Below are 18293 nucleotides of genomic sequence, written 5' to 3'. Positions count from 1 at the left end.
ACTCCTTTAATTATTGGTGCAGTTCAACGGCTTCCGGTCCTGCCAATGGGATGTCGGATGTTCCCTCATCGCAGGTCGAGTCAGAGGGGAAATCCATGTTCGTCCAGTGAATTCCACCCCACACCTTGATGCCGCGCATATCCGTCATGCCTGAATAATAACGGGTGCGAATTCCATCTTCATAAACGGCTTGATTGATCATCCCCTGGGGGTACTGGCTAGCCGTTTGGTACCAGTGGACAAAGTTGTCCCTGCTGTCAAGGGATCGGGTTTTCATTTGGTTATTCAGCCGAATAAATGTTCCGTAAGGCTCGGTAAGAATGAAGTGGCGTGCATAATGCCCTGCTGTCAACAATGGCAGGGTGACGTCGTAATTGGTTGAAGAGGCATAGCTGATCCGACTTTCTGGCGAATATTTGAGATAAGTATCCAAAAGATCATGCGAATAGACATCGATATAGGTTGAAATAACCTTGCCATTGGAATCAAGGGTATTGACGGCTTTGTCGCTGCCGGCAAGAAGAATCTCTTCGTTGACACAGACGACATCCATGCCGTTGATGTAATCGATGGGAGTAGGCTCGCTGATATCCTTGAACCCGACGGCTACGCCTTCCATCTCGCCAGAAAATCCGCTGGTGGTCTGGAGGCCAAATTGTCCATGATAGACGACCTGCAAGGTCAGGTCTGTGGCATTGAAGGGGATATTGCTCCCTCCAAGGTCAAAAAGCAGTTCAACGGGAGCATCTTTCGGGATGCTGGTCCTCCCGTTGGCTTCCGGCACCACCACATAGGTGAAGTCCGTACTGACGGCCACCGGCACCCCCTGAAAGGGGTCTTCCAAGGCGGTTTTATATTTCACGACCAGTTCGATGGTCCCAGATGGCATCTCCTCATTGTTGGGAGTAACGTTTTTGGCCTTGATCCGGATGTTTCCGAAGCCCCCCTGGTCCGGGGTCCTGATGGCGTAAATCCCGGCATCCGGAAGACTCAGTTCGATTTCTCCACGAAAAAAATAGTTCATCAGGGATGCGGCGTAACCCGCGGCCCTGGGTATGAGGAGTCTAGCGTAGTCTTCATAGACATTCTCATCCAGAATGGGGACAGTGATGTTGTCGGTTGTTCCATGGATGTTCTGCCAGTAAAAGGACAAGACTGACATGGCGGTCAACTTGTAGCCGTTTCCCCCTGCTGTTTCCCCTGCACGATCCTTGACATAATACCAGCGCTTGATTGTTTCCCACGGGATAAGGGGGTGAGGAATGTCGAACGCCTTTGGCGTTGTACTCGAGATAAGCGGTGGGATTGAAAGGCTGGTTGTGACAGGGTTGGTGTCGGTACTGAGAAAGTTGGCATTGGAATATTCGGCAAGACCGATGGTATTGGCTACGGTGTCATCCGGGTTGCTGCCGTTGTACACATTCGTGTCGAAGAGGTTCGCAATGGGAACGGGTGCGCCTCCGGAGCCAAAGGCACTGGGGGTTGACTGGAGGATTTTGAAATCAAAAAAGAAGGGCTTGTCTAAAACTGTTGAGAAGGCACTTTCATCATTTTTGAACTTGTTTTCGATATACAATTCGATTGAAGGAGAACCTGGGGGGTGCGCGTCGTTCCGCGTGTGCTCGGGGACCGCCATATCTTCGACGAGATGCATGCCCTGCCCAACGGACCGGAATGTTCGGGCAAAATTCGCGTTTCGCTGATCAGTTCTGGTTGCTGTGAGCGCGGCGTAGTAAAAATGGCGAGCATCATTCCATGAGTAGCCATTTTGGCCAACGTCCTTTTGGGCCCAAAAAAGTGCTGAGTCGAAGTAATTCCCAAGACCAAAATTCTCGAGACCGTCATGGAAATGCCATAAATAACGAGGATCTTCATCTTCTGAATAACTACCTTTAAGCAGAATTTCTTCTGCGGATATGGTTTGGAATGATAATAGGCGATAATTAAAGGAATCTTCTAGTGGCTCCTTTGTGCCCATCTGCATGCCAAGCTTGTTTGTTGAAAAGTTATTTAAATTAAATAAAGTATCCGGAAATGTTGAAAGTTTAAGTGCTGGTCGAGTTATTGCTGTATGTGTATAATCTTGGAAACAATAACCTGTTTGACAAAATACAAATATCAACAAATTTAAAATTACTATTTTTGATATTTTATTCATAAATCCTCCAATTTATTTCAAAGTTTTGGCAGACGAATCAAGTTTGAGCTGACAAATATCTTTTTTGATTTTTCAAAAATATACGGAATGACAATTTCATCACAACCTGTTGACATGCAATCAGCAATATTAGCGCTAAAATTTGCATATCCTGATTTGTCGAATGAAAAAAATACCGCAAAATCACTTGATAAAGGTCCAATAAACGATCTAACAGGAGGAACACTGAAACTGCCATCTTTTCCAGTAATAATATAGAATGTTGTTATCTGCTTTGATCCTTGTTCAATCAACTTATTAACAGATATGTCATATCTTATCACAATATGTACCTGACTAAGAGGCTGCCCAGTCTCAGCATCAACAACTCTTCCTCTATATGCCGGCTTTGAATACCAGGAGCATCCTTGTACAAAAAGAAGGAATAGGATTAGAGCCACCTTGAAAGTAGCTCTAATTTTTCTTGTCAAAATGCTCGAATTCGCCATAACCCATCCTCGTCGTGGATAAACTCCAGTTGGAAAGAATAAGGAACACCGTCTTTGACGATCCTAAGATCGTAGATGGCCCGGTCACCCTCAATGCGTAACAGGTTGATACCCTGCATGTCGGCAACGATCTGTCCCAGGGCGGTGCTCATTCCCGCAAATTGCTGGGCATAGGCCTCCCTTGTCCGTGTCGAAAAAGACGCGAGTGCGACGTCCAGGTCCCCCTTCCCCATTGCGGCGGTCGTAGCATCCCATTTCGATTTGAGCAACGAATCCAGAGTCGTTGCGGAATAGGCGTTGACGCCGATTGTGTCTTCATGGACCATTCCCAAGCCGTCCACGACGCTGAGTCGGCAGGTGTAAAGCCCGGGTACGTCGAGAAGAGTCGAAAAGGTGTTGTCATCGCCTGCAACCGGCGTCTTATCTCCAGGGCCCGTGCATTGCAGCGAAAAACTGCCGACACCTTGAGTCAGGTTGTCTGCGACCGACAAAGTGACGGTCAGAGGGACAAGTCCCGCCATGGCATCGGTCTTCAGGCTGACATGTTCGGCCTCTGGTCGGCAAAACACCTGGGCGGAGGCGGACCAGGTTTGCCCCGCAGCATCGGTCGCGATGCCCGTCAAGGTATTCAAACCCTCGGTCAACGAAACGTGGTTGACGATAAAATGCCCATCGCTGACCTGGGCAACGACTCCGTTGACGGTGACACCGACCTCTGTTTGATTTGCCACCGTAACCCTCCCGGCGACAGTGATTTCGAGTCCTTCGACCGTGGCGCCATCGAGTGGCCCTCTCTGGTAGGGATCAAAAGTGATCCCCAAAGGGGCGGGAGGGGCATTGACCGAAATGGTGACTTCGGCGACCGTTTGTCCTCCGGTGCCTTCGGCAACAAGACGGTAAAGAGTTGTCTGCGTCGGGCGCACCTGGATGCTCCCCGAAAGGGGCACGTCCCCGAGTCCCGGGTTGATGGTGACCCGCTCGGCATTCGTCGTGGTCCAGGACAGGGTCGCGTCGTCCCCGGGGGAGACTGTTTCGGGATCGGCCTGCAGGCGCGCAGTCGGAACCGTTGGGGGCGGTGTCCCCTCCTCGGGAATAATGACAAGAGTGATAATGCTCCCTGGGCCACCGCCGACCTCCACCGTCAACTGGTTGCTTCCCTTGAGCATGACCGTGCGGACAAGGGTGCCGACCTGCTGATTGAAATCCGATGGTGTAATGACATCTATTCCGTTGATGGAAATTGATCCGGTCGAAACCTGATTGTCACCCTGTTCCGTTCCGTTGTTCAGGGTCAGGGTCGCTTGTCCGGCGTGGGCCGTAAATGATCGGGTAACGGTGATCGGTTTTCCTTTCCCGACGACAAAGGTTTCCGGGCCGAAGGCATTCGCTCCTCCTCCCAGAACGGGGGTAGCTATAGCCAATAATAAGGCCACTAAAGTTATCCAGGTTTTATGTCCTGTGCTCATTTCTTTTACTCTCCTCCTTGTTGATAGACAATTAAACGCTTTTCCTCCTCTTGGCACCATCCGACCTGATCAAATTGCCAGGACACGCCCCGAGGTAGGTTGAAAAAACGAAAACCGCCCTTCGGCGCACGGACCGAATAGGCGGTTCTCATTTACGGTCAGTCTCCCCTGTTTCATTCTCATCTCCCGAAAAAAGATGAAAATCAAATTAGGGGAACCTCAGGATGATGTCAATTTTTTAATTTTCCTTCTATAATTTTGTAGTCTTCATGGAGACAGGGGGACAGGCACCGTGCCGGAGCCAGTCCCCTAGAAGGCCGTTCCGACGCCGATGCCGATGCCGAAACGGACGGGGGAGGCGCCGGGACGTTCGTCCTCGGGCCAGAGGTGAAGCTCGTGCACGGTGAGGACCGGGTAGGAATAGTCGATGTCGCCGATTTGACCCTGCTCTGCCCCTTCGACCGTCCCCACCAGGGTCATCAGACGCCCGGGGCGGTAGATGGCCGGATCGCGGAAAACCGTATCCCGGACAATGAAACGACCTCCGGAGGTGTTGGTGGCGGTGATCCGGCCGGACCTGTCGGTGGGAAACTGCACCATCTCCAGGTCGCTGCCGCCGCCGGGGAGACCGCGCACCGCGGCGATCGCACCGCCGAGGAGGAGGGTGCTCCCGCGATAACGCTCGGGGTTCTGGCGCAGGGCCGCAAAGGAGACCGAGGGGTCGACCAGGTTCAGCGACGGCCGGCTGATGGGCCGGGCACACCCCGCGACGCAGGTCAGGGCGGCGACGATCAAGAAGAAGAGACGCATTTTCAGATCTCCCTCTCCTAGGGACAGTTGCCGAGGCGCCGCGCCTGGTAGCGGCTCTTCATGGTCATCCCCTCCATCTCGAAGACCATGCTCCCCGTATAGGCGCTATCGCCGGTGAAGACCATCTCTCCCGAGCCGCGGCCGCTGTTTTCGCCGCTGCAGACGACGGTCCAGGTGATGCGGTTGCCGCTGGTGGTGGTGTCCGTCACCCGGCAATCCCCTTCCTGTGGCGGGACGAGGCTCCCCCGGTCGCTGACCTCCTCGGCGGTGTAACAGTGGGTCATCGTTGCCGGGGGCGGAGCAAAGGGGAGTCCGGGCATCTCCATGGTCGTGGTGATCTCCCAGAGTCCGGGCTTCATTCCGGTTCCGGCGGCGGCCGCCGCACCCGTTAGCAACAACGATCCGGCAATCATCAGAAAACCGACGAACCTGCGCTTCATGGGGCCTCCTCGCATTGTGGTTTGTCCCTCCATTGTCCGGCAAAACCGACGGTTTTCAATCCCGAAAGGAAAAATACTTGTCCTTCGGGACCGTCCCCCCTGTTCAGGGATGGGCAATCTCTGCTATTCTCGAAAAAAAGAGGGCTGATGCCGGCGCGCTCTCGCCGGACCGATTCCCCCAGGACGAATCCCAAGGAGAAAAAATTGTTTTCAGACGAAATGATATCCCTCGACTGCCCCTGCTGCCGCGAAGCGATCTACCAGCCGTTGAGCTGGTTCAAAAAAACCTACGCCACCTGCCCCGCCTGCAACGCCGGAGTGGCGGCCAGCCAGTTCGCCGCTGCCGTCGGCACCATCGAGGAAGCCATCGATGCGCGCCTCGAAGAGCTTGTGGCGGGCAAACCACACGGCGGCTGTTGCGGGGGACACCATTCCTGAGAGTGAGGCCGCCATGGCCTCGGCCTCGATTTTCTTCTGGTGGCTTTTGTTCGCCGGGACCCACATTGGCGGCTCGAGCCCGGCTGTGCGCACCCCCCTGATTCGTCGACTCGGCCTGCTCGGCTTCAAGGGGATCTATACATTGATCGCCCTGGCCACCTTCATCCCCCTGTGCAGCGTCTATGCCCGGCACAAGCACGCCGGCGCCCTCCTCTTCGTCCCCGACCGAACCCTGCTGGCGGCGACCGAAGCTTTGATGCTTCTGGCTCTGGTGGTTCTCGCCCAGGGACTGGCGACTCCGGGACCGCTGTCGACCCAGGCGGAACGGGACGGCCGGTTCACGAAAGAGGCCCGGGGGATCCAGAGGGTGACCCGCCACCCCCAGAATCTCGCCTTCGTCCTCTTCGGATTCAGCCACCTCCTGGTCAACCCCTTCAGCGCCGACCTGATCTTTTTCGGCGGCTTCGTGGTTTTCGGGATCGCCAGCGCCATCCTTCAGGACCGCCGCCAGCGCATCTCCGGTATTCCTGAGATCCGGCAATACCAGGCCGAAACCTCCGCCCTCCCCTTTGCGGCGATCGTCACCGGCAGACAGCGCCTGGCGGCCAAAGAGTACAGCCGGACGGCGCTGGTCGCCGCCCTCCTCCTCTTCGTGGCGCTGCAGATCTTTCATCCCCGGATCTTCGGCTGACGGGGGTCAGCCCCGCGCCCTCGATCAGCCTGAGCGGCGCCCGGCGAACAGGGCGAGCAACCCCAGTTGACGAAAAAAGAGGGGCCGGCATCTGCTGCCGGCCCCCCTTTTTTTGTCCCCCTCCCCCGCTCTTCTTCACGGCTATTGCCGGGCCAGGCGCAGGTTGGCAACCTCGTTTTCGAAATTACTGCGGAAGGGATTGATGTCGAGGCCGCCGCGACGGGTGTAGCGGGCGTAGACCGTCAGGTGCTGCGGATGGCAGCGGCGCATGAGGTCGACGAAGATCCGCTCGACGCACTGCTCGTGGAATTCGTTGTGCTGGCGAAAGGAGATGAGGTACCGCAGGAATGCCGCCGGATCGATGCGCGGCCCCCGGTAGCGGACCAGAACGCTCCCCCAGTCGGGCTGACTGGTGATCAGGCAGTTGCTCTTGAGGAGGTGGCTGTGCAGCGTCTCCTCGACGATGCGCCCCGGGTCGGCGGCGCCATCGAGAAGGGAGGGATCGAGGGCGTAGCGGTCGATAGCGATATCGAGGTCATCGATACAGCGCCCCGGAAGGGTGCGGAGAGACTCGCCGGCGAATTCGCCGCTGCCGATGAGCCGGACGGTGACGGGCGCTCCGGCCACCCTGCCGAGGTCTTCGGCCAGGAGCTTCTGCACCTCGGCAGAGGTGGCAAAACGGGTCTGGTTGAAGGAATTGAGGTAGAGCTTGAAGGATTTGGATTCGATGAGGTTTTTTGAAATGCAGGGGACGTGGAACTCCCCCATCGCCACCACCGGCTTCCCCTTGGGGGTGAGCCAGGAGAGCTCGTAGGCGTTCCAGATGTCGTAGCCGCCGAAGGGGAGTGGGGAAGCGACGCCGATCTCCTCCCGCTTGAGGGTGCGCGGCACCGGACAGAGAAGGGTCGGATCATACTGGTCTTTGTAAACGGATCTTCTCCCCAGGGGGAGGCTCGATTCGAGATCGGTCATCGGTGCGGTGGCTCCTGGCGTTGCGGTGAGGGCCCCCCGGGAGGGAGAAATGTCCGTTATTGTACCACTGTCGAGGCCGCCGGGGAATCCCCGAGTTGCCGCGGGATGGACAGCCTCAGGAAAACAAGCCTGTTTTTAATGCTTTTCCATCGGCCGCAAATTCCCTATACTGGGCCCTTCCTCTTCTTCAGGACGCTCCCATGCCCCGCATTCTGATCATCGACGACGATCGCGCCTTTCTCTCCCTCCTCGAGGAGACCCTGGCCGAGCGCTATCCGGCCCTCGAGGTGCAGACCTGCGCCGACCCGGTCAAGGCCCTCTCCGCCATCGACCCCGACCTCGGTCTTCTCCTGGTCGACCTGGAAATGCCGGGGATGGACGGCGCCAAAATCCTCTCCTATGCCACGGAAAAGGGGTTAAACAAAAACCGCATCATCATCCTCTCCGGCCGCGACGCCGAATATCTGCACCGGCGCTTCCCCATGGGGCGCTGCCTGGCGGTCCTCAACAAGCATGAAGTGAGGCAGCAGGGGGTTCTCGAGATGGTTTTCCGCTCTCTCCACGAACGCGGTCTCAGGAGTGCTATCGACAGGCGGGGAGAAAAATAATCGGTATCACAGCCCCTCGCACAGCTCCCGGCGCTTGGGAGAAAAACGGATGGCCATGATGCGCACCGCCATCAGGGTCAGCACCAGCGCCAGGAGGAGCAGCATCCGGCTCGCATCGACCTCCCGGTACCAGAAGGCCATCACCTCGGTAAGAACGGCGACAAGGACCGTGTCGATGATGTAGGTCACCTTGACCCGCCCTTCGGACAGATAGGTCATCGCCGTGCGGTAGATCTCCACCACGGCCAGCACCATCAGCACGTCGAGGAGGATCGCCTTGAAGCCGTGGTGCAGGCTCCCCTCGGCAAGGATGTCGCCGAAACAGTGCCAGAGATCGATGAAGGTCCGCACCACTCCGACGCCGCAAACCCCCAGAATCGCCAGCAGCAGGAGGCTGAGCAGTCCCTTCATCGACTGTTCGAAAAACTGCACGGGAAAATCCCGCAGTCCGTCACGCATTTCCATGGAATACCTCCGTTTTTGAGATACCCCATTGGGCGGCAACTCTGTTAAAATCCAGTGAAGTTGTCGTTAGTATTTTGCCCGACCGACCGGATTTTCCCCCTCCCCCCTTGCAAGGAATTCCCCGTTTCATGCCGAGCGCCGCCCCCGCCAGACGCCAGCGCATCGTCGCCGAACTCGGCGCCCTACTGACCCTGGCCGGACCGCTGATCGCCGCCCAGGTCGCCCAGTCGGCCATGGGGTTTGTCGACACGGTGATGGCCGGCCGGGTCAGCTCCGTCGACCTGGCGGCGGTGGCCCTGGGGTCGAGCATCTGGTTCCCGGCCTTCCTCTTCCTCCTCGGCATCCTCATGGCGGTGACCCCCACCGTCGCCCAGCTGCACGGAGCCGGCCGTCAGGAGGAGATCGGCGGCCACGTGCGCCAGGCCCTATTCCTCGGAGTGCTGATCAGCCTGGCCATCGCCCTCGCCCTGCGCCACGCCGAGCCGGTTTTGACCCTCATGGAGGTCGACCCGCGCGCCGTCCCCCTGACCCTCGCCTACCTGCGGGGGGTCTCCTGGGGGATGCCGGCCGTCGCCGGCTTTTTCGTCCTGCGCCACTTCAGCGAAGGGCTCTCCTGCTCCAAGCCGAGCATGGTCATCGGCCTGATCGGCCTTTGCTTCAACATTGTCGCCAACTATCTGCTGATCTACGGCAAACTCGGACTCCCGGCCCTGGGAGGAGCCGGCTGCGGCTGGGCGACCGCCCTGACCATGTGGGTGATGGGGCTGGGGATGGCCGTCGCCGTACGCCGCGGCGCCGTCTACCGTCCGGCGAAGCTCTTCGCAGGCTGGCCCCGTCCCGACCTCGGCGAATGGGGGAAGATCCTGCGCCTGGGGCTCCCCATCGGCTGCTCTCTCTTCGTCGAGGCGAGCATCTTTGCCGTGATCGCCCTCCTCATCGGCTCCCTGGGAGCGGATATCGTCGCCGCCCACCAGATCGCCCTGAGCTTTGCCTCCCTGATTTTCATGGTGCCGATGAGCATCGCCACCGCCATCTCGGTGAGGGTCGGCTGGGCCCTCGGCCGCGGCGATCTCCTTCTGGCCCGCCGCGCCGGAGGGATCGGCATCGCCCTGACCGTCGCCTTCGCCCTCTTCTCCGCCGCCTCCACCTACCTCCTCCGGGGACCCATCGCCGCCCTCTACACCCCCCACGCCGGGGTCGCCTCCATGGCGGCTTCGCTCCTGGTTCTCGGCGCCCTCTTCCAGGTCTCCGACGCCGTCCAGGTGAGCGCCTCCGGGGCCCTGCGCGGCTACAAGGACACCCGCACCCCGATGCTGCTGCTCATCTTCGCCTACTGGGTCATCGGCCTCCCCCTCGGAGCCACCCTCGGCCTCACCTCCGCCCTCGGCCCGCCGATGGGAGCCCGGGGTTTCTGGATCGGCCTCATCGCCGGCCTCAGCGTCGCCGCCCTCCTCCTGACCCTGCGCCTGGTGCGTGTAGTCCGCAAACACCGCCGCAAATCGTTACTCCCCGCCGATTGACTGGTTTTCTTCTCTCCCTTCTGTTTTCTGTGTTCTGTATTCTGCACTCTGCCTTCTCCCTTCTCCCTTCTCCCTTCTCTGCGTCTCAGCGTTGAAAGCCTTGCCCGGTTCAATGAACCAAAAAACAAAGGACGGCCAAACGGCCGCCCTTTATCCCTCGCCAGGATTTGTTTTATTTCAGAGCAATTCGAAAAAGGAAGGTTTGAGAAAACGGAAGGAGCCGACGAAACGGTCGAAATCGGCGACCTCGGCGAGGTCGAAGGGGACGGAGGCGGGGCGCCACTGGTTGTAGTGGAAGGCGACGACCCGCTCGCCGCGGAGGCCGAAGAGGACCTTGCTCCAGACCTTCTGCCCCTTGACCGGCTCAACCCCCTCGATGGTGGCGACAAGCGCTGGAGAGCCGTTGAAAGTGGACTTTTCCAGATGCGGCGCCGCAAAGACCACCCGGCTGGCCCAGAGGTAGCGTTTGAAGAACTCCTCCTGGCGCCGTTCGAGATCCCTGGAATAGCCAAAGGGCTCCTCGGCATAGGCAAGGGTCGACTGACAGGGGAAGAAGGCGTCGCAGCTCTTGGAGAAGGCGAGGCTGTAATCGTCCTCGTCGAGGGTGATCAGCTGCCAGTCCCCGCCCGGCGAAACGAAGGCGTATTCCCCCTGCCAGACCAGGGTGCCGTCCCCCTGTCGCAGGGAAGCCAGGCGGTCGACGGGGGGAGGAGCGGCGCAGCCCCCCAAAAAGAGGAGGAGCAGAGAGGCGCAAAGGATGCGGGTCATGGCGTCACCCCCTCTTCGGCATGGAGCACCTTGAGCTGGGCCAGGATGGCGTGGTAATCGGGGGACCCCCGGTGCATGTAGCGGATCACCCCCTGCTTGTCGATAATGACCGTCATGCGGCTGAACATCGGATAGCCCGGGGGCTGGGCACCGAACCAGATGCCGAGGTGGCCGGCCACATTGGAGAGGATGGGAAAGGTCAGGCCGAGGTCCCGGGACCAGTATTTCAGGGTGGTGATGTCGTTGCGGCTGACGCCCGCGACGCGGGCGTTGAAGCGGTCATAGAGTTCGAGGTTCCTCTGATGACCCTCCATTTCCCCCGTTCAGACGGGGGTGTAGGCCGCCGGGAAAAAGGTCAGCACCAGATGGTGTTTCCCGTAGTAATCCCGGTCATAACTGACCAGGGTATCGAGGCTGCTGGCGGCAGAGAAGATCGGCGCCCGGTCTCCGACCCCTTTCTCGAGAGCCGATGGCCGCGGCGCCGGAACGCAGGCCAGAAGGAGGAGACAGAACAGGACGGTGACAACTGGTTTCATGGCGAATCCTTTGTCTTGGGCTGGGGTGATGAAAAACTCGACCCTGAAAATATAAACGATATTGATTGCATGGCAAGAAAGTCGACGACAAATTCCCCCGGGGGCCTTTCCTGTCCCTCCCTTTGTTTTTCTGCCTGAGAAGGAGAGCATATTTTCTTTTTGCGGAGGAGAATCCTTGCCGGCACCCCTTGCATTGCAACCTTGGGTGTGATTACAATGTGTGGCCCGGGTTTCCCCGGTCATTTTTTGTTTGAAAACAAGCAGCCAACCCCATATTCAGCAAGGAGACAAAAATGAGAGTCGGTTTTATCGGCTGGCGCGGCATGGTCGGATCCGTCCTGATGCAGCGGATGCTGGAAGAAAATGATTTCGCCGGAATAGAGCCGGTTTTCTTTTCCACCTCGCAGGTCGGCCGTCCCGGTCCCGAGATCGGCGGCTACAACGGCGTCCTTGAAGATGCCTCCGACATCGATGTCCTCTCCAAGCTCGACGCCATCGTCTCCTGCCAGGGGGGTGATTACACCAAGGAGATCCACCCCAAGCTGCGGCAGAAAGGCTGGCAGGGGTACTGGATCGATGCGGCCTCGAGCCTGCGCATGGAAAAAAATGCCGTCATCATCCTCGATCCGACCAACCGCTCCGTCATCGACGCCGGCCTCAAGAGCGGCATCAAGGACTACATCGGCGGCAACTGCACCGTCTCCCTGATGCTGATGGCCATCGGCGGCCTCTTCAACGCCGGCTTGGTCGAATGGGTCTCGACCATGACCTACCAGGCCTCCTCCGGCGCCGGCGCCCAGAACATGCGGGAACTCATCGAGCAGATGGGAACCCTGCACCAGTCGGTGGGGACCCTCCTCGACGACCCGGCCTCGGCGATCCTCGACATCGACCGCAAGGTCACCGCCACCCTCAATTCCCCCGACTTCCCGACGGAACAGTTCGGCTTTCCCCTGGCCGGCAGCCTCCTCCCCTATATCGACCGCGAGGTGGAAGACGGACAGTCCCGCGAGGAGTGGAAGGGTTTTGCCGAAACCAACAAGATCCTCGGCACCACGACCCCCATCCCCATCGACGGCCTCTGCGTGCGCATCGGCGCCATGCGCTGCCACAGCCAGGCGCTGACCATCAAGCTGAAAAAGGACCTGCCGCTCTCCGAGATCAGCCAGATCATCGCCAAGGCCAACCAGTGGGTCGATGTCGTCCCCAACACCAAGCCCGAGACCCTCTCCCGGCTGACCCCGACCGCCGTCTCCGGAACCCTGCGCGTTCCCGTCGGCCGGTTGCGCAAGATGAAGATGGGTCCCGAGTACCTGGCGGCCTTTACCGTCGGCGACCAGCTTCTCTGGGGCGCCGCCGAACCGCTGCGGCGCATGGTGCGGATCCTCATGGAACAGCGCTAGCAGTTCGAACGCTCCACCGGACGTACAAAAAAGGGGAGGCCGCGAAATTTCGCGGCCTCCCCTTTTTTATGGAGTTCCCCCCAATTCCTTCACGAAGGAACAAGGGCTTCGAAGCAAGGAGGCCTACCGGATCGCCATCACGGCGGGGATTCCCGGGAGGAGGGCGATGAGCTCTCCCTGGTGGGATATGGCCAGCTCCATCCCTTTTTTAAGGAGGTAGGTGGCCTTCACCGCGGTGAGTTCCACCTCGAGATTGCGTCCCTGCACCTGCAGGGCGAACCGTAGCGAACGGACCGTATCCGGGAGCCTGGGGTTGAAACTCAGGGCCCCGTCGTAGTCCCGCATCCCCCCGAAGCCGTAAACGGCGACCATCCAGGTCCCCCCCATGGAAGCGATGTGGCAGCCGTCCTTGACATTGCCGCCGATGTCGGCCAGATCCATGAGGACCGCATAGCGGGCGTATTTCTCCGACTTCTCCCTGTCGCCGATCTCGGCGGCGACAATGCTCTGGATGCAGGCGGACAGAGAAGAATCGCCGGTAGTCAAGGGGTCGTAATATCGAAAATTGTCTCCCTTCTGCTCGGCGGAAAACTCGTTGCCGAGGAGAAACATGGCCAGGACGATATCCGCCTGCTTGATGACCTGATGGCGGTAGATGACGAGAGGGTGATAGTAAAGGAAGAGGGGAAACTTGTCCTGCGGCGTCCGTTTCAGGTCCCAGACCTCGCGGTCGAGAAAATTGTCGTCCTGGGGATAGATTCCGAGCTTTTCATCAAAGGGGATGTACATGCTCTCCGCCGCCGCCTGCCATTCCCCTATTTCATCCGGGTCGAGGGCGGTCCGGTAAACAAGCGTCTCGAAGAGGTCGGGATAGGTGTCCCGCAGGGTGGCGATGGTTTTGGCGGCGTAATTCAGATTCATTCGCGCCATGAGATTGGTATAGGTGTTGTTGTTGACGACCGTATTGTATTCGTCGGGGCCGGTGACGCCGTGGATGCAGAACTTGCCCCCCTTGCGCTCCGAATAAAAACCGAGATCCGCCCACAGCCGCGCCGTCTCCACAAGCATCTCGGCCCCCTCGTTATAGAGGAGGGAGTTGTCTCCGGTCACTTCGACGTATTTTTTCAGGGCGAAAATAATGTCGGCGTTGATGTGGTACTGGGCCGTCCCTGCCGCATAGTAGGCCGAGGCCTCGTTGCCGTTGATGGTTCGCCAGGGGAAAAGAGCCCCCTTCTGGTTGACTTCCCGGGCGCGCAATCGGGCCTGGGCGAGCATGCTGTAGCGGAAGAGGAGGAGGTTGCGGGCGACCCGGGGAGCCGTATAACTCAAAAAAGGCAGGAGGTAGATTTCCGTGTCCCAGAAATAGTGCCCCTGGTAGGTCTGCCCGCTCAATCCCTTGGCGGGGATTCCCGTATCTTCGGCCCGGCTGCTGGCCTGCAGGATCTGGAAGAGATTCCAGCGCAGGGCCTGCTGGGTTTCACCCGGCGGGCGGGGCGAATCGACCGGCACCTCGGTGATCTGCACATCGCTATGGGACCAGAAGTCATCGAGGTAGCGGGCCTGGCTGGAGAGGAGTTCGTCGAACCCCTGCTCGAGGGCACGCCCCAGAATCCTTTCCGCCCGGGTGCATAATTCTTGGGGATGGGCGTCTGCCGAGCTGTGGTAGGAGAGATATTTGACGATCTGGAACGGTTTCTTCGCCAGGGCGTCGACCAGAAAGACCGCTTCGCCGCAATCCTCGCTGCAGTTCAGCTCCACCGTATAGGGGCAGGAGGACTCTACCGCATGTTCGATTCCGCAGCCGAGGGTCATGCCGCTTTCTTTTGTCCGGTACCCGAGCAGGGCGCGCTGATCCTTGAGGTAATGGACCTCCGGCTGCAACACCCGGTTTCGAAATCCCGGCGCCTGGCGAGGGTCCCCCTGACTGATCTGGTTGACCTGGTTCCCCCGGAGCTGCGAGGCGATGACAACGGTCGCCGCGGCATTGAGCACCGTCACCTGATAGGAGATCGCCGCCAGATGCCGGTATTCGAGGGAAACCAGGCGCCGCGACTCGATAAGCACCTGCTTGCCTGAGGGGGTTTCCCAGAGGATTTCGCGATCGAGCGTGCCGGATCGCATGTCGAGGGTGCGCTCAAAAAGGAGGAGCTTGGCCGAGGGGAGGCTGAAGAGCTCATCGTCGACATAGAGGTTGATCCGCTTGCCGTCGGGGAGGTTGAGCATCGTTTGACCGGTTTTGGCAAAACCGAAGGCGAGCTCGCCGTAGATGATCGGCCAGGTTTCGTGAAAGCCGTTGATAAACGTCCCGGTATGAACCTCCGGACTCCCCTCTTCGAAATTCCCGCGCATGCCGAGGTAACCGTTGCCGATGGCAAAGAGCGTTTCGGTCTGGGCGAGAAAACGCGGGTAAAAGCTTCGCTCGATAATTTTCCATTCATCCACGGGATAGATATGGGGGGGCGGATTCAAGGTCTGATGTCTGATCATGGAGGTTCCTCGCCGGAAGGGGGCCGGTATCCCGAGTAATTCGTCCGTTCAGATCGGGGGGCGCCTGGCCGAGAAGGGGCAAGGCGGAACGGAACAAAAAAACAGAATTAATTGGGTTCTATGTTATCATTTTTACAACAATTTTCCAACACCTGGGCGCCCAAAACCGTCCAGGGTTTTTCGATTGTGCTAAACTGTTATCTGGTTTTTTTAAATTGCAGGAACGGCTTCTCCCTCCCTCCACCTCGGGACGAGCCGGGCAACCGCCGGAAAGGAAGCGGATGGAAAAACAGAAACGACTGGTTGTGGTCTCCAACCGGCTGCCGATCGTCGTCGGTCAACAGGAGGAGGCTTGGGAGATCGCACCCGGATCCGGCGGCCTGGTCACGGCCCTCGCTCCGATCCTGAAATCACGAAACGGGCTGTGGATCGGCTGGCCGGGATGCGGCGAGGAGGCACCCCTCGACGAACTTTTTGCACGCTTCAGCCAGGAGCACAACTATCGCCTCCATCCTGTCCCCCTGACCGAGACGGAAGTCGAAAAATACTACCTCGGCTTTTCCAACGAAACCCTCTGGCCCCTCTTTCACGACCTCTTGGGGCACTGTCACTTCAGTCAGGAGAACTGGCTGGCCTACGACGAGGTCAACCGCCGGTTCGCCGAGGGGATCCTCCAGGTCGCCACAGAAGATGATTTGATCTGGGTCCAGGACTACCAGCTCGCCTTGGTCGGCGCCCATCTGCGGCAGATGGGGGTCCGTCAATCCCTGGCCTATTTTCTCCACATCCCCTTCCCCTCCCCGGACCTCCTGCGGCGCCTCCCCTGGAAGATCGAGCTGTTGCGGGCCCTGCTCGAATACGACCTCATCGGTTTTCAGACCCTTCGCGACCGCCGCAATTTCACCAACGGCGTTCTCGCCTTTCTTCCCGGGGCCGAAGTTCTCAGCCGGCAGCGTCATTACACGCTGATCAAATGGAAGAACCGCGTGATCAAAACGGGGCATTTTCCCATCAGCATCGACTTCGATCAGTTCGATGCCGACGCACGATCGACCGAGGTGGCCGATGCGGCCTGGTACCTGCACGAAAAATTCCAGGATCACCAGCTGATACTGGGAATCGACCGCCTGGACTACACCAAGGGGATTCCCGAGCGCTTTCTGGCCTTCGAGCGCGCCCTGCAAAAGTACCCGGCCCTGCACAAGAATCTCTCGCTCCTCCAGGTGGTCGTTCCCAGCCGGACCCTGGTCCCCGAGTATCAGACCCTCAAGGAGGAACTCGACGGCCTGGCCGGGCGGATCAACGGCCACTTTGCCGAACCGGGGTGGACCCCGATCCACTATCAGTTCCGCAGCCTGGACAGGGTTCAGCTCCTGGCCTACTACCGAACCTCGGAAATGGCCCTGATCACCCCGCTGCGCGACGGCATGAACCTGGTCGCCAAGGAATACTGCGCCTGTTCGGTGGACCACGACGGGGTTCTGATCCTGAGCGAATTCGCCGGCGCCGCCGATCAGCTCGGCAAGGAGGCCCTGCTGGTCAACCCTTACGACATTGAAGAGACCGCCGATGCCATCTACCGGGCCTTCACCATGGAGCCCGAAGAGCGGAGGCGACGGATGCATCGCCTGCGGGCGCAAATCCGCCGCAACGACGTCCACCGGTGGGCCCGCTCCTTTCTGGCGGAAAACAAAATCCAAAGGGCCCCTCCCCTCTGAACATCTCTGCATGAAGGGTGCAAGCAAAGAGACGGCCGCCCTTTTCGGAACGGCCGTCTCTTCTTCATTCAAGTCCGCCACGATTTATTCGGGGGTTGAAGCGACCTCGGCGCGCAGCCGCGGCAGGGACTCAGGGTAGGTGCGACTGATAAAATCAATGAGCTTCTCGCGCACGGCACAGCGCAAATCCCAGGCGGACCCGGAGTCTGCAGCGCTCACCAGAGCGCGCAGCTCGAGGGTCTTGTCCGTGGCGTCGGTGACCTGCAACCCCACGACCTTGCCGTCCCAGGCTTTTTCCCCGGCGACGATCCGTTCCAGCTCGGCGCGCACCTCGGCCACCGGAACGCTGTAGTCGACGTGGAAAAGGACCGTTCCGAGGATGTCCGCCGAAACCCGGGTCCAGTTCTGAAAAGGTTTTTCCAGGAACCAGGAAATCGGCACAATCAGGCGCCGCCGGTCCCAGATGCGCACCACCACGTAGGTCAGGGTGATCTCCTCGATGCGCCCCCACTCCCCCTCGACGATCACCACGTCATCGAGTCGAATCGGCTGGGTGATGGCGATCTGAATACCGGCGATCAGGGTCGCAAGGCTGCGCTGGGCGGCAAATCCGGCGATGATTCCGAAAATACCCGCCGACGCAAGGAGGCTGACCCCGACCTGGCGGACCTTGTCGAAGGTCATCAGCATCGTCGCCCCGGCGAGGAAGAAGAGGACGACCATGACGATTTTGACCAGCACATCGACCTGGGTATGGACGGTCCGGGCCTTGAGGTTGTCCCGCTCCTTAAGATCGTAACGATCGAGCATCACCTCCCGCAGGCCGAAGGTGGTGGCGCCCAGAAGCCAGCAGACGCCGCCGATCAGAACCAGGCTCAGGAGGTGACGCAGGAGACCGGTCAATTCCACCGGAAATCGCAAAACAGGAAGGATCAGCAGCAGAGCCAGCGACGGCAGGAGCAATCTGGCCGGGGAGCGCCAGCGCCGCACCAGGGACTGGTGAAGGGAACTCTCCTGACGGCCGGCAAGGCGAAAGAGAATCTTGAACAACAGAAGGCAGGCCAGGAGACCGATCGCCACCGCAACGGCCAGAATGACCAGGGAGACTCCGGCGGCCTGCCATCCGCTGAGGCCCTCGAGTTCTTTGCTCCAGTCCATTTCCCCTCCTTCTCCGGCGCTTCCGGATTCACCGGTCGCCGCCGACCTCGTTTTTTTTTGCTGCATTCAAGTATCGGCGACAGCGCGGGGCCCGTCAAGGGCGACACCCGGAAGGGAGGCTTGCCAGAAACGGCGGCTTCTGCTACCTTCCCGCTACCTGCCCCCAT

General features: G+C 59.2%; 18 protein-coding genes. 6 read left to right on the top strand and 12 right to left on the bottom strand.

Going from position 1 to position 18293, the window contains the following annotated elements; all coding sequences use genetic code 11:
- Window positions 1-10: 10 nt before the first annotated feature.
- From DSOUD_RS03955 to DSOUD_RS03940, 5 genes are all read right to left on the bottom strand, one after another.
- The gene (locus DSOUD_RS03955) at window positions 11-2158 is read right to left on the bottom strand and encodes a phospholipase C/P1 nuclease family protein (protein WP_157671752.1); all 2148 of its coding nucleotides are present in this window, start codon (window positions 2156-2158) and stop codon (window positions 11-13) included.
- A gap of 17 nt (window positions 2159-2175) precedes the next feature.
- Entirely contained in the window at window positions 2176-2646 is a 471-nt protein-coding gene (locus DSOUD_RS18300) for a hypothetical protein (RefSeq protein ID WP_157671750.1), read from the bottom strand.
- Entirely contained in the window at window positions 2625-4112 is a 1488-nt protein-coding gene (locus DSOUD_RS03950) for a hypothetical protein (protein WP_053549781.1), read from the bottom strand. The genes DSOUD_RS18300 and DSOUD_RS03950 overlap by 22 nt, the downstream gene beginning before the upstream one ends.
- A gap of 309 nt (window positions 4113-4421) precedes the next feature.
- Complete coding sequence (locus tag DSOUD_RS03945; protein WP_053549780.1) at window positions 4422-4922, bottom strand: Slp family lipoprotein; 501 nt, start codon at window positions 4920-4922, stop codon at window positions 4422-4424.
- Window positions 4923-4939: 17 nt separating this feature from the next.
- Window positions 4940-5362, bottom strand: coding sequence for a DUF3617 domain-containing protein (locus DSOUD_RS03940; RefSeq protein WP_053549779.1), 423 nt, complete (start codon window positions 5360-5362; stop codon window positions 4940-4942).
- A gap of 204 nt (window positions 5363-5566) precedes the next feature.
- Here DSOUD_RS03940 and DSOUD_RS03935 point away from each other — a divergent pair, with 204 nt between their 5' ends.
- Together DSOUD_RS03935 and DSOUD_RS03930 are read left to right on the top strand one after the other, a co-directional pair.
- Complete coding sequence (locus tag DSOUD_RS03935) at window positions 5567-5800, top strand: hypothetical protein (protein WP_157671748.1); 234 nt, start codon at window positions 5567-5569, stop codon at window positions 5798-5800.
- Between the two features lie 13 nt (window positions 5801-5813).
- Entirely contained in the window at window positions 5814-6491 is a 678-nt protein-coding gene (locus DSOUD_RS03930; protein ID WP_053549777.1) for an NnrU family protein, read from the top strand.
- A gap of 141 nt (window positions 6492-6632) precedes the next feature.
- Here the strand turns inward: DSOUD_RS03930 and queF are convergent, their stop codons facing one another.
- Window positions 6633-7463, bottom strand: a complete 831-nt coding sequence (queF, locus tag DSOUD_RS03925; RefSeq protein WP_053549776.1) for an NADPH-dependent 7-cyano-7-deazaguanine reductase QueF — start codon at window positions 7461-7463, stop codon at window positions 6633-6635.
- Window positions 7464-7663: 200 nt separating this feature from the next.
- On the opposite strand from queF, the gene DSOUD_RS03920 reads away from it, so the two are divergent.
- A complete protein-coding gene (locus DSOUD_RS03920; RefSeq protein WP_053549775.1) occupies window positions 7664-8071 on the top strand; it encodes a response regulator in 408 nt (135 codons plus the stop codon).
- A gap of 6 nt (window positions 8072-8077) precedes the next feature.
- On the opposite strand, the gene DSOUD_RS03915 is transcribed toward DSOUD_RS03920, so the two are convergent.
- On the bottom strand, window positions 8078-8536 hold the full coding sequence (locus DSOUD_RS03915; protein WP_053549774.1) for a phosphate-starvation-inducible PsiE family protein: 459 nt from the start codon (window positions 8534-8536) through the stop codon (window positions 8078-8080).
- A 128-nt stretch (window positions 8537-8664) separates the two neighbouring features.
- On the opposite strand from DSOUD_RS03915, the gene DSOUD_RS03910 reads away from it, so the two are divergent.
- On the top strand, window positions 8665-10056 hold the full coding sequence (locus tag DSOUD_RS03910) for an MATE family efflux transporter (RefSeq protein WP_053549773.1): 1392 nt from the start codon (window positions 8665-8667) through the stop codon (window positions 10054-10056).
- A 177-nt stretch (window positions 10057-10233) separates the two neighbouring features.
- Here the strand turns inward: DSOUD_RS03910 and DSOUD_RS03905 are convergent, their stop codons facing one another.
- From DSOUD_RS03905 to DSOUD_RS03895, 3 genes are read right to left on the bottom strand one after another with little or no spacing between them, the layout of a single operon-like run.
- Window positions 10234-10824: a hypothetical protein gene (locus DSOUD_RS03905; RefSeq protein WP_053549772.1), complete on the bottom strand. Its 591-nt coding sequence runs from the start codon at window positions 10822-10824 to the stop codon at window positions 10234-10236.
- Entirely contained in the window at window positions 10821-11138 is a 318-nt protein-coding gene (locus DSOUD_RS03900) for a redoxin domain-containing protein (RefSeq protein ID WP_053549771.1), read from the bottom strand. Before DSOUD_RS03900 ends, DSOUD_RS03905 begins: the two co-directional genes overlap by 4 nt.
- Before the next feature lie 9 nt (window positions 11139-11147).
- Window positions 11148-11360 carry a thioredoxin domain-containing protein gene (locus DSOUD_RS03895; protein WP_053549770.1) on the bottom strand — a complete coding sequence of 71 codons (213 nt, stop codon included), beginning with the start codon at window positions 11358-11360 and terminating at the stop codon, window positions 11148-11150.
- Between the two features lie 293 nt (window positions 11361-11653).
- Between DSOUD_RS03895 and asd the strand changes: the two genes are divergently transcribed.
- Entirely contained in the window at window positions 11654-12763 is a 1110-nt protein-coding gene (asd, locus tag DSOUD_RS03890; RefSeq protein ID WP_053549769.1) for an aspartate-semialdehyde dehydrogenase, read from the top strand.
- Between the two features lie 123 nt (window positions 12764-12886).
- Here the strand turns inward: asd and DSOUD_RS03885 are convergent, their stop codons facing one another.
- On the bottom strand, window positions 12887-15250 hold the full coding sequence (locus DSOUD_RS03885) for a glycoside hydrolase family 65 protein (protein WP_053549768.1): 2364 nt from the start codon (window positions 15248-15250) through the stop codon (window positions 12887-12889).
- 281 nt (window positions 15251-15531) lie between these two features.
- Between DSOUD_RS03885 and DSOUD_RS03880 the strand changes: the two genes are divergently transcribed.
- Window positions 15532-16968 (top strand): alpha,alpha-trehalose-phosphate synthase (UDP-forming), encoded by a 1437-nt coding sequence (locus DSOUD_RS03880; RefSeq protein WP_053549767.1) that lies wholly within the window; start codon window positions 15532-15534, stop codon window positions 16966-16968.
- Window positions 16969-17052: 84 nt separating this feature from the next.
- On the opposite strand, the gene DSOUD_RS03875 is transcribed toward DSOUD_RS03880, so the two are convergent.
- Entirely contained in the window at window positions 17053-18126 is a 1074-nt protein-coding gene (locus DSOUD_RS03875) for a mechanosensitive ion channel family protein (protein ID WP_053549766.1), read from the bottom strand.
- Window positions 18127-18293 lie beyond the last annotated feature (167 nt).

The sequence above is a fragment of the Desulfuromonas soudanensis genome, from assembly GCF_001278055.1.
Lineage (GTDB): Bacteria > Desulfobacterota > Desulfuromonadia > Desulfuromonadales > WTL > Deferrimonas > Deferrimonas soudanensis.
The sequence above is the reverse complement of the archived record's forward strand: the minus strand, read 5'-3'. Positions and strand labels throughout refer to the sequence as shown.